This window comes from Thiocystis violacea, from assembly GCF_016583565.1.
In the GTDB taxonomy this organism is placed as follows: Bacteria; Pseudomonadota; Gammaproteobacteria; order Chromatiales; family Chromatiaceae; genus Thiorhodococcus; species Thiorhodococcus violaceus_A.
Genome location: NZ_NRRF01000081.1, coordinates 1 through 16,935 on the forward strand (window position 1 = coordinate 1; position 16,935 = coordinate 16,935).

Sequence of the window (16,935 nt, forward strand, 5' to 3'; positions counted from 1 at the left end):
GTACCCGTTATGTTTGCCAGATGCCCAATTACTTGGCACTGATTCACCTGGCTTGCGCACAAATCTTATTCCGAAAACTCCAAGAAACCTAAAGTTTAAGCAAACTATGTTCCGGATATCTTCTAAGGCGAGCAAGAGCGACGCCCATTGCGGCCCCTCGCAACCGGCATGAATCGCCCAGCCGCCGCCTCGGTCGTGCCCACTCAGCTCGCCCAGGGGAATTCGGCGCTGCGCGCGGATCGTCACGAAGATGCTATCTGCCACTATGCTCACTTGCTGCTGACGGCGCCCGAGCTGTCAGATACACTAGCCGTTGCCGACAACTTGGCGCTCGCCCGTGAACGCCATCGCCAGGCCCGCGCCGCCGCCATGCACCCACGCGTCGCCGTTTGCGGTTGGAACCTAGCTACTGACGGCGCCGAGCGCGTCGATACCCTCGCCCGACTCTATAACACCCAAGCCGAGGTCGAGATCATCGGTTGTATCTTCCCGCAAGGGAGCCGTCAGAGTTGGGCGCCGATCCGAGACACCGCCACACCCACGCACGTCATCCTGATCGAGGACGAAAGCTGCTTCATCCGGCAGGCGCTCGCGCTGGTCCTGGCGCACCCTTATGACTTGGTGCACCTCTCCAAACCGCACATGCCCAACATCTTCGTCGGGCTGCTCTACAAACTGCTCTGGGGCGCGTCGGTCCTGGTCGACATTGACGAGGAAGAGCTCGCCTTCGTGGATGCCACAGAGCCACTCACCCTTGAGCATCTCCTCCAACTCCACGGGGCCGATCTGCAATCGAGCACTGGTTGTCCGTGGGAACGGCTCCCAGCCGCGACGCAGGCCTCGCAAACGATTGAGACGGCCCGCGCAGTGCCTTCAGGCCGCTCCCACGACGCAACTCTCGGCCCCTTGACCGGCTCCATCTGGACCCATCTCGCCGTTGGGCTTGCCAACTCCTTCGACGGTCTCACCGTCGCCAATCGCGCCCTGCAGCAATGCTACGGCGGTACCATCGTCCACCATGCCCGCGACGAGAACCGCTTTCAGCTTTGTGCGCAGCGCCGACAGCGCGCCCGCGAGCAGCTCGGCATCGCCCAAAGCCAGCAGGTCATCCTCTTGCTCGGCAATCCGCTCCAGCGCAGGGAACTCCTCGGAACTGGTCACGCTCTGGCGAGCCTTGACCGCCCCAATGTACTCTTCCTTATAGCGGACTCCATTCCCGCATTACCCCAGAGTCTTCACAGTGGCTTGCGCGCCATTCCCGGTCTGCGGACCCATTTCCTTGAGGTTTCATGCTTCGAGAACGCCCCAGACCTGTTGGCCTCTGCCGACATCGTCCTTTTCATGCACGAGCCGGCTTCTCAGACGGCTCGGTTCCAGACTCCTAGCCCGCTCAGTGACGCGCGCGTCATGGGCTTGACCCTGCTTGCCGAGCCGACACCAGACCTGGCCGATCTCGTCGAGAGTGGTGCCGTGATACCGGTAACGCGCGACACCCTAGTGCCGGTGCTCCGTCAAGCGCTCGACCAGGCAGGCGCCGCGGATGCCCCTGAATTCCTGCGACAACTCTCCTTCGAGGCCAATCGTGCGGTCCTGAAATCGCTTATGGACTCACGCCTGCGCCAGCGCGCGCGAAGGCTCGCGCCCGAGCTTGAGCGCCTCTGTGCGTCGTCACTCCTTGGCTCGTTCCTCAGAACACTGCCCCGGGCGAGAACCGCCCACCGCGATGGGGTCTCGATCATCATCCTTACCCTGAATGGTGCCGCACTGCTGGCCCGTCTGTTGAAAACCTTCTTCGCCACCAACACCCATCGCCCAGTCGAGCTGATCATCATCGACCACGATGCCTGTGGTGATCCAAGCGACGACACCGAGGCGGTCATCGGCCGCTATCGCGACCAAGGCGACATCTGGTATATCCAGCGCGGCGCCAACTACAGCTTCTCTGCCTCGTGCAATCTTGCCGCCGACTGGGCGCGTTACCCCAAGCTGCTGTTCCTGAACAACGACATCATCTATACCGCCGATGCTCTGCCCATCGCGCTCCGCAAGCTCGCCGACCCGGACATCGGCATCGTCGGCATTCGTCTTGACGATGATCCCGACAGCCTCCCACCGGGTCAGGAGCCAGGTATCCAGCATCTTGGAATCGAATTCCCCTGGAGCGAGCAGCGCGGCTATCATCATCCCAGGCAGATTCGTCATCCCAGTCTCAAGGCCTACTTAGCGCAGAGCGTAGCATCCCGTGGGAGCGATTCGAGATCGCGATCGCCGGCCCACTCGTTAGCTGAATCCAACGAGCTAGAAGACCGCATGGGATGCGGCGAGGAAGGAGCTGAATCGATCGAGCTTTCTCAAGGATCTGGTCAGCCCGCCGTCACCGGCGCCTTCCTGCTTTGCCGCAAACGCGACTTCGAGCGATTGGGCGGATTCTCGACCGACTACGACTACGGGTTGGAAGACATCGATTTCTGCCTGCGTATGAGCCGCGATCGCAGCAAGACTTCTTGGTGTTTGACCCGCATCGGCTTGCAGCACGCCGAGAGCAGCACGCGCAAGCGCGATCACAAGCTCACCAGCGAGCGCATCGAACGCAACCATCGTCGATTCAAGGCCCTCTGGAGTGCGCAGGTCCGCGAGTTGGCGGCCCGGTCAACGCCCCATCCCGAGGAACGCTCAATCGCCTCCGTGGCCCACTTGTCGAGCCAAGTCACGTCCCGCAAAGCGAACACGCCCTCGCCGCCGTCGCACCTGAACCTACTCTTCGTCCTGCCCCAGGCCCTTGACAGCAACAGTGGCTACCATGTCCAGCTGCATGCCGCTCAACTCCAGGCGTGCGGTGTGGACTGCAGGGTCGTTGTGCCTGACGTCCACCACGTCGAGTCCACCACTGTACTCACTGACGTGCTCGGCGCCTGTTCCTACACCCAGGCCCTGACGAACGGGCGGACAGCCCTCTTCAGCGATGGGCGCGGCCCCGACTTGATCCATGCCTGGACTCCGCGCGAGTGTGTGCGCCGTTTTGTCGAGGCATTTCGCGAGCGCTCGCCCTGTCCGCTGCTCATCCATCTGGAAGACAACGAAGAGTATCTAACCGAGGCCACGCTCGCCCACAGCTTCGCTGAACTGGCACGCCTGTCGCTCGAAGACCTCGACACACGTATCCCCGCGCATCGCTATCATCCGCTGCGCGGGCGCCGGTTTCTCGATCAGGCCGATGGCCTGACCCTGATCGTCGACACGCTGGAGCGCTTCAATACCCGTGGCGTTCCATCACTGGTGTTGTCCGCGCCGGTCGACGAGCGCCTCTTCCATCCACGCCCGCAGAACCGCGCGCTGCGACATCAGCGCGGCATTCCCGACGATTATTGTGTGCTGGCCTACACCGGAAACGTCCATGCGGCGAACAAGGCCGATGTCGCCGAACTCTATCGCGCCGTGGAACGGCTCAACCAGCAAGGTCATCCCACCGTCCTGCTACGCACCGGATTGAACGGCAAGGGCACCGAGGACGCTATCGTCCCGTCGCCCCATGTGCATGAACTTGGCTGGGTGGCGCGCGAACAGGTGCCCGAGATCCTCGCGGCGGCTGACGTGTTGGTGCAGCCAGGCGAGCCGGGGGCGTTCAACGATCAGCGGATTCCCAGCAAGCTGCCAGAGTTTTTCGCGATGGGGCGCCCCGTGGTGCTGGCGCGCAGCCATGTCGGGCGCAAGGTGAGACACGGACAGGATGCCTTCATTCTGGAATCCTCCACGGCTGAGGCGATGGCTCAAGCTGTCCGCACCCTCCAGCGCGATGCGCGGTTGCGCGAACAATTGTCCAGCGGGGCATGGCACTTTCATGAGCGCCGGTTGCGTCTGTCTGAGACGCCGCTGTTGGATTTCATTCAGGCAAGCGTGAATTCTAGCATCAAACCACGAGGCGTTGACGCATGGTCGCGTATATCGCAAGCCCCGAGATCAATGGTCATAAACACTCGCCTTGCGGACTTAAAAGATAGCCATACCGGCGAGCGATGCGTGCTTGTCGCCAACGGTCCCTCGCTCAATCGGATGGATCTGTCCTTCCTCAAGCGCGAGATCTGTATCGGCATGAACAAGATCTATCTTGGCATCAAGAAATTCCGGTTCTATCCGCGCTACTATGTCGCGGTCAATCTCAAGGTGGTAAATCAGGCCGCCAATGAGATCAAGGCGCTGACGTGCCGCAAATTCATTGGTCAAGGTGCAGCCCAGGACGTTCTGCGCGAGGACGCACTTACCTACCTCGTACGCACGCATGCCTACGAACTTGACAATAACGGCATTAAACGTCCAGGCTTCTGCCGCGACATCGCCAGGGAAGGCATGCACGAGGGTTGGACTGTCACTCACGCAGCCCTGCAAGTGGCCTATTATCTTGGCTTCACAGAGGTAGTCATCATCGGTATGGATCATCGTTACGAGTACAGCGGCAACCCGAACGAGGCATGTGTACTCGATGGTGCCGATCCCAACCATTTCAGTCCCGACTATTTCGGCGGTGGTCAGACCTGGGATAATCCCGACCTTGCGCATTCAGAAGAGTCCTACCGCCTCGCCCGACGGGAATATGAAAAAGCTGGCCGTCGCATCATCGATGCCACTCTTGATGGTGCTTGCACTGTCTTTGAAAAGGGCGACTACCGTGCCGTCTTCGGGCTTCAAGGATGAACAATACGTTTTCCTAATCTGGCCGAACCCGAATCGCGAACGTTTGGAGTATCCCTGTGGGCAAGAAACGCAAACACAAGAAATTAAAGCACCGTAAGGCTGCCTCGGGCAGGGCACGGCAATCGGTTTCGCCATCCATGTTCCTACTTCTGGCCCAGCACAAAGATGCTGCTCCTGTCATTGCCAGATAGCTGAGTATTCCTCGAGAACCTAGTGGTCTCGTATGGAAGTCCTGGTACCGTTTTCAGTTAGGTCTGCGCCCAGGAACCGTCTTTCGAAATCCGGCAGATACGCTTCCAGACTGGTTTTCGGCGCATTGAGCCAAACGGTCTTATGACTTTAACTCTGCTGCACTAGGTGTGACTCCAGCCCTTTTAAGGTGCAAAAATACAACCTATAAAATCAAATGCTTGGCTGAATAGTCGTTGGTTTTTCATGGTGTCAAACGGAGCCATGGCCGAGATTTCGACAAACCCTAGCCAAGCAGATCAAGTAGTTACGATTGTACACTTTGTGAAACCCTTAAAGGGGTGGGCGTGACGCTTAACCAGCGACTTAGCTATGAGTAATCAACTTTCCACACCAACCGCCCTCATCACCGGCGCCGCTGGCGGTATCGGCTGCGTACTGGTCAAGACCTTCCAGGCAGCAGGCTATCGCGTCATCGCCACCGACCGTATGCTGGAGCCGGCGGACTTGAGTGCCGCGCACTACCTGCAAGCCGATCTGGCGGAGTTGGTCGAGGATTCCGACCGGACTGAGCGTCTGCTCGGTCCGGTGCGTCAACAATTGGCGGGGCAAGGCCTGAACGTCCTCATCAATAACGCGGCCCTCCAGATCCTGGGCGATACCGCGAACCTGACGCGCGCCGACTGGCGTGCCACGCTCGACGTCAACCTGCTCGCGCCCTTCTTTCTCACCCAGGCCCTGCTACCCGAACTCGAAGCCGCGCGCGGCTGTGTGCTCAACATCGGCAGTATCCATGCCCGGCTCACCAAGCGCCGCTTTGCCGCTTACGCCACCAGCAAGGCCGCACTCGGGGCGCTCACGCGCGCCCTGGCGCTCGATCTGGGCGGGCGGGTGCGCGTCCTCAACCTAGAACCCGCGGCCATCGCCACCGACATGCTGACCGCCGGCTTCGCCGCCGACCCCGAGGGCTTGGCGCAGCTTGCCCGTTTCCACCCGTGCGGTGAGATCGGCGCACCGGCAGACCTGGCGCACCTCGCGCTGTGCCTGGTCCAGACCAACAGCCCCTTTTTCACCGGCACTACCATCGGCTTCGATGGCGGCATCGCCGGCTGTCTACACGATCCCGGTTGAACGGCACTATGCGCATCCCCGTCGAAATGCTCGGCCAGTCCGGCTGCAAGCTGTCTTTCCCAGGCGCCACCCTCTATCTGGATCCCTACCTGTCCAACTCGGTCCAGGAGCTGGATGCGCCAGACCTGGAGCGCCAGGTGCCGATCCCCTTCCCACCGCAGTCAGTCACCGACGCCGACTGGGTGCTGCTCACCCACGCGCACATCGACCACTGCGACCCGCACAGCATCCCTAAGCTCGCCCAAGCCTCACCGCAGGCGCGCTTCCTGGTCCCCAGCCCCGTCGCCGCCATCCTGGCGCAGTGGGGCATCCCGGAGGCACGCCTTCAGCTCGCCGAAGAAGCCTGGCTTCCGCTCGCCCCCGGCCTCAAGGCCCGCGCCATCCCCGCCGCCCATCCCGAGATCGAGCGCGACGCCAACGGTCATCTCGCCTATGTCGGCTACCTGCTCGAATACGCCGGCAAGCGCCTCTACCTCGCCGGCGACACCGCCGTGCGCCAAGAAATCATCGATGCTCTCAAGGCAGAAGGCCCCATCCATACCGTCTTCCTGCCCGTCAACGAGCACAACTTTTACCGCGCTCGGCGCGGCATCATCGGCAACATGTCCATCCGCGACGCCTTTGGCCTGGCCGAAGAGATCGGCGCCAAACAGCTCGTGGCCGTGCACTGGGACATGTTCGCCGCCAACGAGACCACGCCCGAAGAGATCCGCGCCGTCTACCAGCGCCAGCGCCCCAAGTTCAGCCTGCTGCTCTCGCCCAACACGCTAAACCTGGCCGACGCCCGTGTCAGCATCATCATCCGCACCCTGAACGAAGCGCGCCACCTCGACGACCTGCTCAACCGCATCGCCGAGCAGCACATCCAGGGCCTTGGCGTTGAGATCATCATCGTCGACTCCGGCTCCACCGACGGCACGCTCGAGATCGCCGAGCGCCACGGCTGCCGCATCCTCCACATCGCGCGCGAGGAATTCTCCTTCGGCCGCTCGCTCAACCTCGGCTGCGAAGCCGCCGAAGGAGATCTCCTGGTTATCACCAGCGGCCACTGCGTCCCGGTCGACCCGCACTGGCTGCAACGCCTCTGCCAGCCGCTGCTGGACAACCGCGCCCATTACAGCTTCGGCCGCCAGCTCGGCGGCGACAACAGCCACTACAGCGAGACGCGCATCTTCAGCAAATACTTCCCCGCTGAACGCGACAACGGCCAAAAGGACTTCTATTGCAACAATGCCAATGCGGCCCTCTGCCACGCCCAGTGGGAGCGCCTCCGCTTCAATGAAGACCTCACCGGCCTGGAAGATATGGAACTCGCCCAACGCTTGGTGCAAAATGGTGGCCAAGTCGCCTATGTCCCGGACGCGCCGGTCTATCACTACCACGAAGAGACCTGGGCCAAGATCCAGCGGCGCTTCGAGCGCGAGGCCATCGCCCTGCAGCGCATCATGCCGCAAGTCCACGTCAACGCCGTCGATGCGTTACGCTACCTAACCACCAGCGTCTATAAAGACTGGCGCAGCGCCTGGTGTGAGGGCAGCTGGCGGAGACACGCCACCAACATCCTGCGTTACCGCTGGCACCAATACCTGGGCGTCTACAAGGGTAACCATCAACATCGCAAGCTCTCGCACAGCGAGAAAGACAAATACTTCTTCCCGGAATAGAGAGAAGCCGCCGCCCATGCCACCCGCCAAACCCCGCATCGTCGCCCTGCTGCCCATGAAGGCTCACAGCGCCCGAGTCAGCGGCAAGAACTTCCGCGATTTTTGCGGCAAGCCCCTGTTCCGCTGGATACTCGACACCCTGCTCAGCATTGCAGACATCGACCGGATCGTCATCAACACCGACGCCCGCGACATCCTCGCCAGCCACGGGCTGGTCGACACCGACCGCCTCCTCATCCGCGACCGCAAACCCGAGATCTGCGGCGACTTTGTCTCCATGAATCTGGTGCTGGCCGATGATGTCGCCAACGTCGACGCCGACATCTACCTGATGACCCACACCACCAATCCGCTGATGAAGGCCGAAACCGTGCAAGGCGCCCTCAACGCCTTTCGTGAGGCCCAGGCCGAGGACCGCGCCGACTCGCTGTTCACCGTCGATAAGATCCAGACCCGCTTCTACCGTGCGGACTGTTCCCCAGTGAACCACGACCCGGACAACCTCATCCGCACCCAGGATCTGGAGCCTTGGTTCGAGGAGAACTCCAACCTCTACCTCTTCACTCGCGACAGCTTCGCCAAGACCCAGGCCCGCATCGGCCAACAACCCATGATGTACGAAAGCGCCAAGTTCGAATCCATCGACATCGACACCCCGGCCGACTGGGACTTCGCCGTCGTCGCCGCCCAACACCTGCTGGAGCAGACCGCATGAAGCAGTTTGCCGCCGTCATCGAACGTTGCCCCCAGACTGGCTATTATGTTGGCTTTATTCCTGGGTTCCCAGGTGCTCACACTCAGGCTGAAACGCTGGACGAATTGCAAGTTAACTTGAAAGAAGTCATTGAAATGCTTTTGGAAGATGGCGACCCCGTGCTTGAATCGGAATTTGTCGGTGTGCAGCAGATTGCGGTGGCATGAGCCGTGGGACATATTCCAGTGCTCAAGCCTGGAGAAGTTGTCGCGATTCTATTGCGATTGGGTTTTGTTGAGGTCAGGCAAAGGGGTTCGCATAAGCAGTTCCGGCACCCTGATGGCAGGGGAGCCACCGTCCCTTGTCACTCAGGCCGAGATATCTCGCCACCGCTGTTACGCCAAATCATCAAGGACATTGACCTGACACCCGATTAATTCTTGGCTGATCGGTGACTAGAAAGCCGAAGATTGAAGGATGCGATTTCAAATGATGAAAAACAGCGAAAAGCCCATGAACGTTCTGGTCACCTGCCCACCGATGCTGGGCATGATCGATAGCTTCCAACCCCTGTTCGAGCAACACGGCATGATCGTCACCGCGCCCAAGGTGGTGCAAACGCTCTCGGTCGAGGAGCTCATCGAGCTGGTCCCCCAGCACCACGGCTGGATCATTGGCGACGACCCCGCCACCCGCGCCGTCTTCGAGGCCGGCAAGGCCGGGCAGCTCAAAGCCGCCGTCAAATGGGGCATCGGCGTTGATAACGTCGATTTCGCCGCTTGTAAGGAGCTGGGGATTCCGATCACCAACACGCCCAATATGTTTGGCGCTGAGGTGGCAGATATCGCGATGGGCTATGTCATTGCGCTGGCGCGCGACACCTTCGCCATCGACCGCGCCGTGCGTGCCGGCGGCTGGCCCAAGCCGCGCGGCATCTCCCTGGCCGGCAAGACCGTCGCCCTGGTCGGCTTTGGCGACATCGGCAAAAGCGCCGCCAAACGCCTGCTCGCGGCTGATATGCAGGTCATCGCCTACGATCCCTTTGCGGCCCCCAGCACCCACGAGGCGCCTGAACTGAGCGCAGTCCAGCGGGCAGCCTGGCCGCAGCGGCTGGAGGAGGCCGATTTCATCCTCGTCACCTGCGCGCTCACCGACTCCAGCCGCCACCTGGTCAACGCCGAGACCCTGGCCCAAGCCAAGCCCGGCGTGCGGATGATCAATGTCGGGCGCGGGCCGGTGATCGATGAGGCGGCGCTGGAGGCCGCCCTGCGCGTCGGGCAGGTGCACTCGGCGGCGCTGGATGTCTTCGAGGTGGAGCCGCTGCCGGCGGACTCCTACCTGCGCCAACACCCAAGATGCGTCTTTGGCTCGCATAATGCCTCCAATACGGCGGATGCGGTGGCTCGCACCAGTGAGATTGCCATCGATAAGCTAGCCGAATTCCTGATGGGTAGCCAAGTGGGTTGACCCAATACAGGACAGGAAGACAACCATGAGTACAAAACTTCATGATGTGGATTTCTATGCCTGGACTCAGCAGCAGGTTGATTTACTCAAAGCCGGAAACTGGTCCGAGGTCGATTTTGAAAGCTTGATTGATGAAGTCGAGAGTATGGGTGCGAGTGAACGACGAGAACTCATCAACCGACTGGCTGTATTATTAGCCCATTTTCTCAAATGGCACCATCAGCCGTCGTTTCGCGGCCGCAGTTGGGAGCTCACGCTCAAAGAGCAGCGCCGTCAGTTGCAACGCTTGCTGAACGATAACCCCAGCTTGCGGGCCAGGATCTCTGATTTTATCGGCGACGCCTATGGCGATGCGATTCTGTTGGCCGCAAAAGAGACTGGCTTCGATGAAAGCGCCTTTCCGAATGAGTGCCCTTATGCTCAGAACGATATTTTGAATCTGGAGTTTCATCCTGAGTGATGGATTCAGACGCGGATGAGCGGACTTGACACTCATGTGCTCCATCATCAAGCGGTTGATCGTTCTTGGCTGAACGAGCGCTCAGTGGCAAATCACGCGGAAAATACAGCCTGAATATTTCTCTGGTATCTGTTGGTTGGCGAGATGTTAGCTTTTCAAGACCTTACTCTGTGACCTCTCTCTGTGACCTCTTGTTTTTCGATACGTCATAGACAATGAGCGGTAGATGGTCGAAGAAATGCGCAGTGGGAGACCAGGGCTGTGAAGGTCACGAAAAGTGTAGAAACGTAACCGATTGATTTACCTGCTTTGCGCTGCCTCAAATCCGGTGCTAACCACCGGAGCACCGCCTGGGTGCCCGCGTAAAGTGCTGATTATAAAAGTTGTATTTTCGCACCTTCAAAGCCCTGAGCAGTGGGAGACCCCCTGCTTGACGTTTGTCGGGGCGTAGAAGTTGAGTTCCGTCACTTTCTTGATCCCGCCGGCCTGGAACAGCCTGAGGTACTCCCGTAGGGTGTTGCTCGAAACGCCTGCGAGCCGACAAATCTCCTGGTGTTCAAGACCCTGGCTCTTCAACCACAGGATCTCCATGCGCCGGCGCACTCTTGGATGTGAATGCTCGTAACTCAACTGCTTAATTTTTTTTAAACCCTGCTCAGAAAACTCGATATTGATCATCGGTAGAAAAATGTACAAGGCGTTTACATGTTAGCGACGAGTATATAGCCAGTTAATATGACATCCAGACAGGGATTAATTTTAACCCCGCGCCGCCAGGGCTTTGAAGGTGCGAAAATACAACTTTTATAATCAGCACTTTACGCGGGCACCCAGGCGGTGCTCCGGTGGTTAGCACCGGATTTGAGGCAGCGCAAAGCAGGTAAATCAATCGGTTACGTTTCTACACTTTTCGTGACCTTCACAGCCCTGCCCCGCGCCGCCAAGGCGCTGGCCGCGCGAGGATGTCCGGTTATCAAATAAGATGGCTATAAATCAAATACAGAAGGTCAAAAAGCTTGCTCAGAGTCTATATGATTAAAGCTCGATTTATGCCTATATGGAGTATAGTAGCCCGACCATCGCACTGATAACCCTTTAGTGAAAATCCCCATGATCCATAGTTTTGCCAATACCTGCATTGTCATAGGCAACGGACCCTCCCTGCGGGGGTTCGACTTTCACCGGCTGGCGGGCTTCACCACGCTGGGGATGAACGCCGCCTACCGGCACTGGGACCGCATCGGCTGGTATCCGACCTATTACGCCTGCCTCGACGACCAGCTGATTAAGACCCACCACGCAGAGATCGAGCGCCTCTATGCTCAGGGTCTGGTCAAGAAGGTCTTTGTCCATGGCTCGTTCTTCGAGTATCACGCGCACCGGCTTGGGCATTCCGACTTCACTTCCTTCGACCAGACCTCTGGCTACTGGTACCATCAGAAGGCCAAGGAACTCGGCCTGCCCCGGCTGTATGACAAGCCTGCGTTCAAGCTGTCGGATACCTCCAAGATCACCACAGGGGCGCATTCGGTGCGCTATGCCGCGAATTTAGGGCATGACCGGATCGTCCTGCTCGGTATCGACCTGCGCTATGTAGAGATCCTGCCCGAGGCGGAAGCGACCAGCGAGATCGGCCTGGTCATCAAGTCCACGCCCAAGTGCAACCCCAACTACTTCTTCGACGGCTACCAGAAGGCCGGCGACCTCTACAACATCCCCAATCCGGCCGCCCATGACGGCAACCTGCACCCGCGTTCTTTCGAGCTGATCCCCAAGGATTTCAAGGCTAACGCCGTGCCCTGCACGATCTACAACGCCAACCGGCAGTCGATCCTGTCGGACCGGGACATCTTTCCCTATGTCGCGATCGAGGAGGTCACCGACGAAAGCCACCTAGGCAGCGTCATGGTGCCCTGCAACAAAGGCGAGATCGATGCGATCCTGGCAAATTTCGAGCTCTGGAACCGCATGGAATTCAGCCCCGCCGACCGGGAGACGCTCCAGAACAAGCCCGCGCTCGTTTTCGTGTTCAACAACGCTTCGGGCCGCGAGCATCAGGACCGGATCACGCAGGCCTTCCTCGCCAACGGGATGAAGCGGTTCTTCAGCGGGGTCTGTTTTGAATACCTCGACCTCGAAGGCGACCGCGACGTGTATATTCGCGACTACACCCAGCAGGTGGGCGACCATGGCTATAAGGCTGGGCCGAACAACCAGTTCTTTTCCGCGATCCGCCGCATCGCGAAATACGGCCGCTATACCTTTCTGATGGAAACCGACTGCCTGCCGATCCGGCGCGGCTGGCTCACCCGGCTGCAACGGCTGGTGGATACGTCGGAGCCGTTCTGGATCATGGGCAGCGCCTATCGCGGGCTGGAAAAACTGGGCAAGGACTATGTCCGCCACCTGAACGGCAACGCGGTCTATGCCGCCGGCGATCCCGACTTCCAGACCTTTTTGACCGAGTTCTGGGAGCATCACACCTGGCGGCTGGTGCGCGACAAGGACAAACGCCTAGCCTACGATTGCATCCTCGAGATCATGTTCTCCCAGGACCAGATCCGCGAACAGGCGGTGATGGACACCTGGAAGCAGTCGGCGCACCGCTTCCGGTACGTCGACTTCTTGCAGAACATCTCGGGCAACATGGATATCGCCGGCTCCGACGAGTCGATGATCTCCGACCTTCGACTGAACAGCCCCGAGACCTACATCCTGCACAACCGCACAGTGCACAAGATCGTGCTGGCGCATCTGGCCGAGGGCAAGTTCGAGCCGAGCCTGCGGGAGGGCAGCACCTGCGGATACCCCCGCGTTCTGATGATCGACATGACGGCCGCCGGCAACGGCACGGCTACCGGCGAAATCAAGTCCAACCTGCTAGCCGACTGGCCTGAGGCGGCCTTTCTCCAGATCGCCCGGCACGGCACCGAGGGGTTGGCCACGGTGCATCGCGAGGGCACGCGCTTCCCCATCACGGCCCTCGCGGCAGGTCAGGGGGCGGACAAGGTGACAGAGGCCGCGCGCAAGGCGATCGACGCCTTCGCCCCCGATGTCGTGCTCTACCGCCCGACGCCGGACACCGAGGCACTGCACCGCTTCGCCATGGACGAGATCGCCCGCCTGAATAAGCCGCTGGTTACCTGGATCATGGACGACTGGCCCGCCCGGATGGCGGCAGAGGCGCCCGAGGCTTGGACCCGGATGAAGGCCGACCTCGCTGACCTTCTGGCCCGCTCCGCCGCTTGCCTGTCGATCAGCGGCGCCATGTCCGAGGCCTTCGTGCAGCGCTACGGCGTGCCGTTTCGCCCGCTTGCCAACGGCATCGACCCGGCCGACTGGCTGCCGGTCGCTAGACCCGAACGCCAGGAATGCGTGCTGCGCTATGCCGGCGGGCTCGCCCTCGACATGAACCGCGAGAGCGTGCTGCGCGTGGCCGCGTCGGTGGAGAGCCTCGCGCGCTCCGGCACGAAGATTCGGTTTGAGATTAGCACCCAGCCCTGGTGGCTGGAGCAGTGCAAGGCGCTGTTCGCGCGCTTCCCCGCCACCCGGCTCGGGCTGGCGGACAAGACCATCCCCGAGTACCGCCGCTGGCTGGCAGAGGCCGACGTGCTGCTGATCGCTTACAATTTCGACGAGGAGAGCCTGCGCTACATCCGCTACAGCATGGCCAACAAAATGCCCGAATGCCTGGCCTCGGGCGCGGCACTGCTGGCGCATGGGCCGCAGGAGTCGGCGACGGTAGCCTATCTCTCCGGATCAGAGGTGGCGAAGGTGGTCGACACCCCTGACGGTGTGGCGCTGGAGCGGGCCTTGGCGGAGCTGGCAGGGAACCCTGAGGAACGCGCGGCCCTGGCCGAGGCGGGCCGCCGGCAGGCCTTCGTTGAGCATGACATCCACCGCCTGCGCAGCGCCTTCGCGGGCATCCTGGCCCAGGCTGCGGGCGCCGGCGCGACGGCGGCGCCCACGCAGGCCCAAGCCGCCGATCACGCGCAGCGGCGCCACAAGCTCGCTGCGGTGGAGGCCCATGCCCGTAGCATGGCGCAGCGCCCCACCCCCGCACGAGTTCCGGCGAGCGCCCCCGCGCGCCTAGCGTCGCTGGCGGCGATGGGGTCTGAGGCGCAGCGGCTGGTGTTGCACTCCTGCACCACGGCGTTGCTGCTCGATCCACCCGGGGCCCTCAAGGCCCTAGCGGCGGACATGGACCTGGCCAGACGGGTCACCGATGCGCTCACCGCCCTGCCCGCCGACAGCCCGCTCAAGACTCATTTCGAGAAGGTCCGCGCCCGGGCGGAGGCCCGAGTCGCCGCTCAGGCGACCACAGCGAGTGCCGTGCGATGAAGCTCGCCTTGATCGGCAACTGCCAGGTGACGCCGATGAAGGTGCTCATCGAGGCGACCCTACCCGAGGTCTCCTGCACCGCCTGGGAGGTCTTCGCCATGTCCGAGGCGGACTGCGCCGCAGCGGCGGAGGCGCTGGCGGGCATGGACGCGATACTCGCCCAGCCGCTCGTCGCGCCACGCTACAGCCGGCTGGTCGCGGCGGACCTGCGGGCGGACCACGGCGACCGCCGGCCCCTGCTCTTCATCCACAACTTGCATTTTGACGGTACGCTGCCGGACTGCACCTATGTTGGCAAGCTCGGCGCCCGACTGCCGAGCCCGATCGCGGGCTACCACAGCCGCATCGTGCGCGATGCCTTCCTTGCCGGGTGCAGCGCGGCAGATGCGGAGGCGCGGCTACGCGCCGGGGCGGGGATCGACGTCCCTGCCGCTTGGACTCGCAGTCTCGGGGAATTCCGCACCCGCGAGCAAGAGGTCGACATCCCCTTCGCCGAGGAGATGGAGGCCCATGTCCGGCGCGAGAACAGCTTTCACGTCTTCAACCACCCGACCATGGTGCTGATCGCGCGTTACACGGAAAAGGCGATGGCCCGGCTGCTAGAACGTCCCGGCCTGCGCCTCGCCGACGGGCTGCCTGACATGCTGGTGCGGAATGGCGCCTGGCCGGTCTGGCCCTGGGTGGCTGAGGCGGTGGGCCTGTCCTATGCCATGGACGCCTTCACCCCGCCTGCGGCGGCGGGCCGGGACAGCCTTTCGCCTAGGGAGTTCGTCGCGGCCTGTTACGCGATCTATGCCGCTCACCCGCGCGAGGACTAGCTCGATGGAACAGACGACTCACGTAGTCCCCGTCGCCCCGCTGCCTTGTCCTGTCTGCGGCGAATCGTTCCTGGTCTTTGTGACCCACAAGATGACGATCCGCACCAAGCGGGATCTGCCGCTCTACGGCTGCCTCGCCTGCCAATCCTTCTCAAACCCCTCGGGTTATGTGGAGGACGAGGCGCAGCTCGCCCGCGACCTCGATTGGCACATGCAAACAGATGAGGAACAAAAAGTCTGTAGAATATAAATAAGGCGGAATATAGAAAGATGAACGAGACTATGACAACAGTGGAATGGCCTGAAATCGTTGTGACGGGGTTTCCAAAATGTGGAACGACGGCCCTGATGGGGCGTTTTGAGACCGACCCCCAGATTCAGACACTGCGCACACCGGAAGGGGGAATTGAAGTCACTTGGCCGGTCATCCGGACTATCGCGCCGGCCATCGCGTTGCGGCCCATCGTAGCGCACAAGTTCACCGCATATGTTTACAACAAGGAAGCACTGGAATATTTGACCGGGGCCAATTCGGAGAGCATCATGGTGCTCTGCGTCCGTGACCCGCTCAGGGCGCTTGTCTCTTGGTGGAACATGCACCGCTCCATTGCCCGGTCAGGCAATAACCCGGGCCATTTCGCCTACAAGGAACGGGATTTCTACGCCGATTGCAACATTCCCGACTACTATGAACGATTTGCCCGACGTCGTCTCCAATATGATCGTCATTTCGAAGCAATGCTGTCGATTGTCCCTCAACAACGTTTGGTCGTTGTCTCTCAGGAACGGATGGCGAAGGATCTCGGTTCTGTCGCGGATTACATCAAGGCTCTGGCCCGCCGCGAACGGCCCAGCCCGCTTGTCACGCCGGATGGTGGTAAGACATATAAGGGCTATGCCGATAGGGCGGACACTACTCTTCCCGGTGAGATCCAAGCCGAGCTGAAGGGAGTCGGGGAGCGGCTCGAAATGGCGGTTCGGAGCAGCGGCGTATATACATGCCTGCCATAGGTGTTCGGGATTTTTCAGGTCTGGCCTTCCAGAAGCAATCTATTTATATGACCTAATGACGTCTCTCTTTTCTTATAATTTGGATCGAAAATTTCGTTCGCAAAAAGTTGTATTTTATTCACTAGATGACTGAAATTTTCTTGTGATGAATGCAGCAGAAAGGCGATAAAATTCTGTGCTAATACAACAGCCACTTTCGCCACTCTTTGAAAGGTAACCGCCACTGGGCTCTCCACTTAACCGGAGTTCCTCCACGGACGGTTTGCGGGAGGGAGGTCGAGGCTTGGCGGGTGGCCATTTGCCCTCGGCGGGGTGGGGAGTACTGTTCGGGGTCGCTGGGTCAGTGCGAGTTCCTTGTAGCGCACAGGCTCGTTCGCAATCGCGAGTTCGAGTACCCGGTAGAACACCATCCCACGGCTGCGGGACCGCCGGCGGTTGAAGCGGAACACGAACTCGTTCAGGTAGCTGGCA

At 60.8% G+C, this 16,935-nt stretch carries 14 protein-coding genes and 1 pseudogene; 12 read left to right on the top strand and 3 right to left on the bottom strand.

The features are described 5' to 3' along the window. Positions 1 to 642 precede the first annotated feature (642 nt). From CKO23_RS20900 to CKO23_RS20935, 8 genes are all read left to right on the top strand, one after another. On the top strand, positions 643 to 4,689 hold the full coding sequence (locus CKO23_RS20900) for a glycosyltransferase (protein ID WP_200334452.1): 4,047 nt from the start codon (positions 643 to 645) through the stop codon (positions 4,687 to 4,689). Between the two features lie 561 nt (positions 4,690 to 5,250). Continuing rightward, positions 5,251 to 6,009 carry an SDR family NAD(P)-dependent oxidoreductase gene (locus tag CKO23_RS20905; RefSeq protein ID WP_200334478.1) on the top strand — a complete coding sequence of 253 codons (759 nt, stop codon included), beginning with the start codon at positions 5,251 to 5,253 and terminating at the stop codon, positions 6,007 to 6,009. Positions 6,010 to 6,017: 8 nt separating this feature from the next. Beyond that, entirely contained in the window at positions 6,018 to 7,673 is a 1,656-nt protein-coding gene (locus CKO23_RS20910; protein WP_200334480.1) for an MBL fold metallo-hydrolase, read from the top strand. Positions 7,674 to 7,689: 16 nt separating this feature from the next. Continuing rightward, complete coding sequence (locus CKO23_RS20915) at positions 7,690 to 8,388, top strand: acylneuraminate cytidylyltransferase family protein (protein WP_242482614.1); 699 nt, start codon at positions 7,690 to 7,692, stop codon at positions 8,386 to 8,388. Next, positions 8,385 to 8,594: a type II toxin-antitoxin system HicB family antitoxin gene (locus CKO23_RS20920; RefSeq protein ID WP_200334481.1), complete on the top strand. Its 210-nt coding sequence runs from the start codon at positions 8,385 to 8,387 to the stop codon at positions 8,592 to 8,594. The genes CKO23_RS20915 and CKO23_RS20920 overlap by 4 nt, the downstream gene beginning before the upstream one ends. A gap of 18 nt (positions 8,595 to 8,612) precedes the next feature. Further along, positions 8,613 to 8,804, top strand: coding sequence for a type II toxin-antitoxin system HicA family toxin (locus CKO23_RS20925; RefSeq protein WP_346014652.1), 192 nt, complete (start codon positions 8,613 to 8,615; stop codon positions 8,802 to 8,804). A 52-nt stretch (positions 8,805 to 8,856) separates the two neighbouring features. Further along, the gene (locus tag CKO23_RS20930; RefSeq protein WP_242482615.1) at positions 8,857 to 9,834 is read left to right on the top strand and encodes a phosphoglycerate dehydrogenase; all 978 of its coding nucleotides are present in this window, start codon (positions 8,857 to 8,859) and stop codon (positions 9,832 to 9,834) included. 25 nt (positions 9,835 to 9,859) lie between these two features. Next, on the top strand, positions 9,860 to 10,294 hold the full coding sequence (locus CKO23_RS20935; RefSeq protein ID WP_200334483.1) for a DUF29 domain-containing protein: 435 nt from the start codon (positions 9,860 to 9,862) through the stop codon (positions 10,292 to 10,294). A 399-nt stretch (positions 10,295 to 10,693) separates the two neighbouring features. Here the strand turns inward: CKO23_RS20935 and CKO23_RS20940 are convergent, their stop codons facing one another. Beyond that, positions 10,694 to 10,972, bottom strand: coding sequence for a helix-turn-helix domain-containing protein (locus CKO23_RS20940; RefSeq protein ID WP_200334485.1), 279 nt, complete (start codon positions 10,970 to 10,972; stop codon positions 10,694 to 10,696). A gap of 432 nt (positions 10,973 to 11,404) precedes the next feature. On the opposite strand from CKO23_RS20940, the gene CKO23_RS20945 reads away from it, so the two are divergent. The 4 genes from CKO23_RS20945 to CKO23_RS20960 are packed head-to-tail and all read left to right on the top strand — an operon-like array spanning position 11,405 to position 16,464. Next, the gene (locus CKO23_RS20945) at positions 11,405 to 14,635 is read left to right on the top strand and encodes a glycosyltransferase family protein (protein ID WP_200334487.1); all 3,231 of its coding nucleotides are present in this window, start codon (positions 11,405 to 11,407) and stop codon (positions 14,633 to 14,635) included. Further along, positions 14,632 to 15,453: a WcbI family polysaccharide biosynthesis putative acetyltransferase gene (locus tag CKO23_RS20950; RefSeq protein WP_200334496.1), complete on the top strand. Its 822-nt coding sequence runs from the start codon at positions 14,632 to 14,634 to the stop codon at positions 15,451 to 15,453. The genes CKO23_RS20945 and CKO23_RS20950 overlap by 4 nt, the downstream gene beginning before the upstream one ends. Before the next feature lie 4 nt (positions 15,454 to 15,457). Continuing rightward, positions 15,458 to 15,703, top strand: a complete 246-nt coding sequence (locus tag CKO23_RS20955) for a hypothetical protein (RefSeq protein WP_200334498.1) — start codon at positions 15,458 to 15,460, stop codon at positions 15,701 to 15,703. Between the two features lie 20 nt (positions 15,704 to 15,723). Beyond that, positions 15,724 to 16,464 (top strand): sulfotransferase domain-containing protein, encoded by a 741-nt coding sequence (locus CKO23_RS20960; protein WP_200334507.1) that lies wholly within the window; start codon positions 15,724 to 15,726, stop codon positions 16,462 to 16,464. Positions 16,465 to 16,478: 14 nt separating this feature from the next. Here the strand turns inward: CKO23_RS20960 and CKO23_RS20965 are convergent, their stop codons facing one another. Together CKO23_RS20965 and CKO23_RS26965 are read right to left on the bottom strand one after the other, a co-directional pair. Then, on the bottom strand, positions 16,479 to 16,688 hold the full coding sequence (locus CKO23_RS20965; RefSeq protein WP_200334509.1) for a hypothetical protein: 210 nt from the start codon (positions 16,686 to 16,688) through the stop codon (positions 16,479 to 16,481). A gap of 123 nt (positions 16,689 to 16,811) precedes the next feature. Next, positions 16,812 to 16,935, bottom strand: a pseudogene (locus CKO23_RS26965) (IS1595 family transposase); the annotation flags it as partial.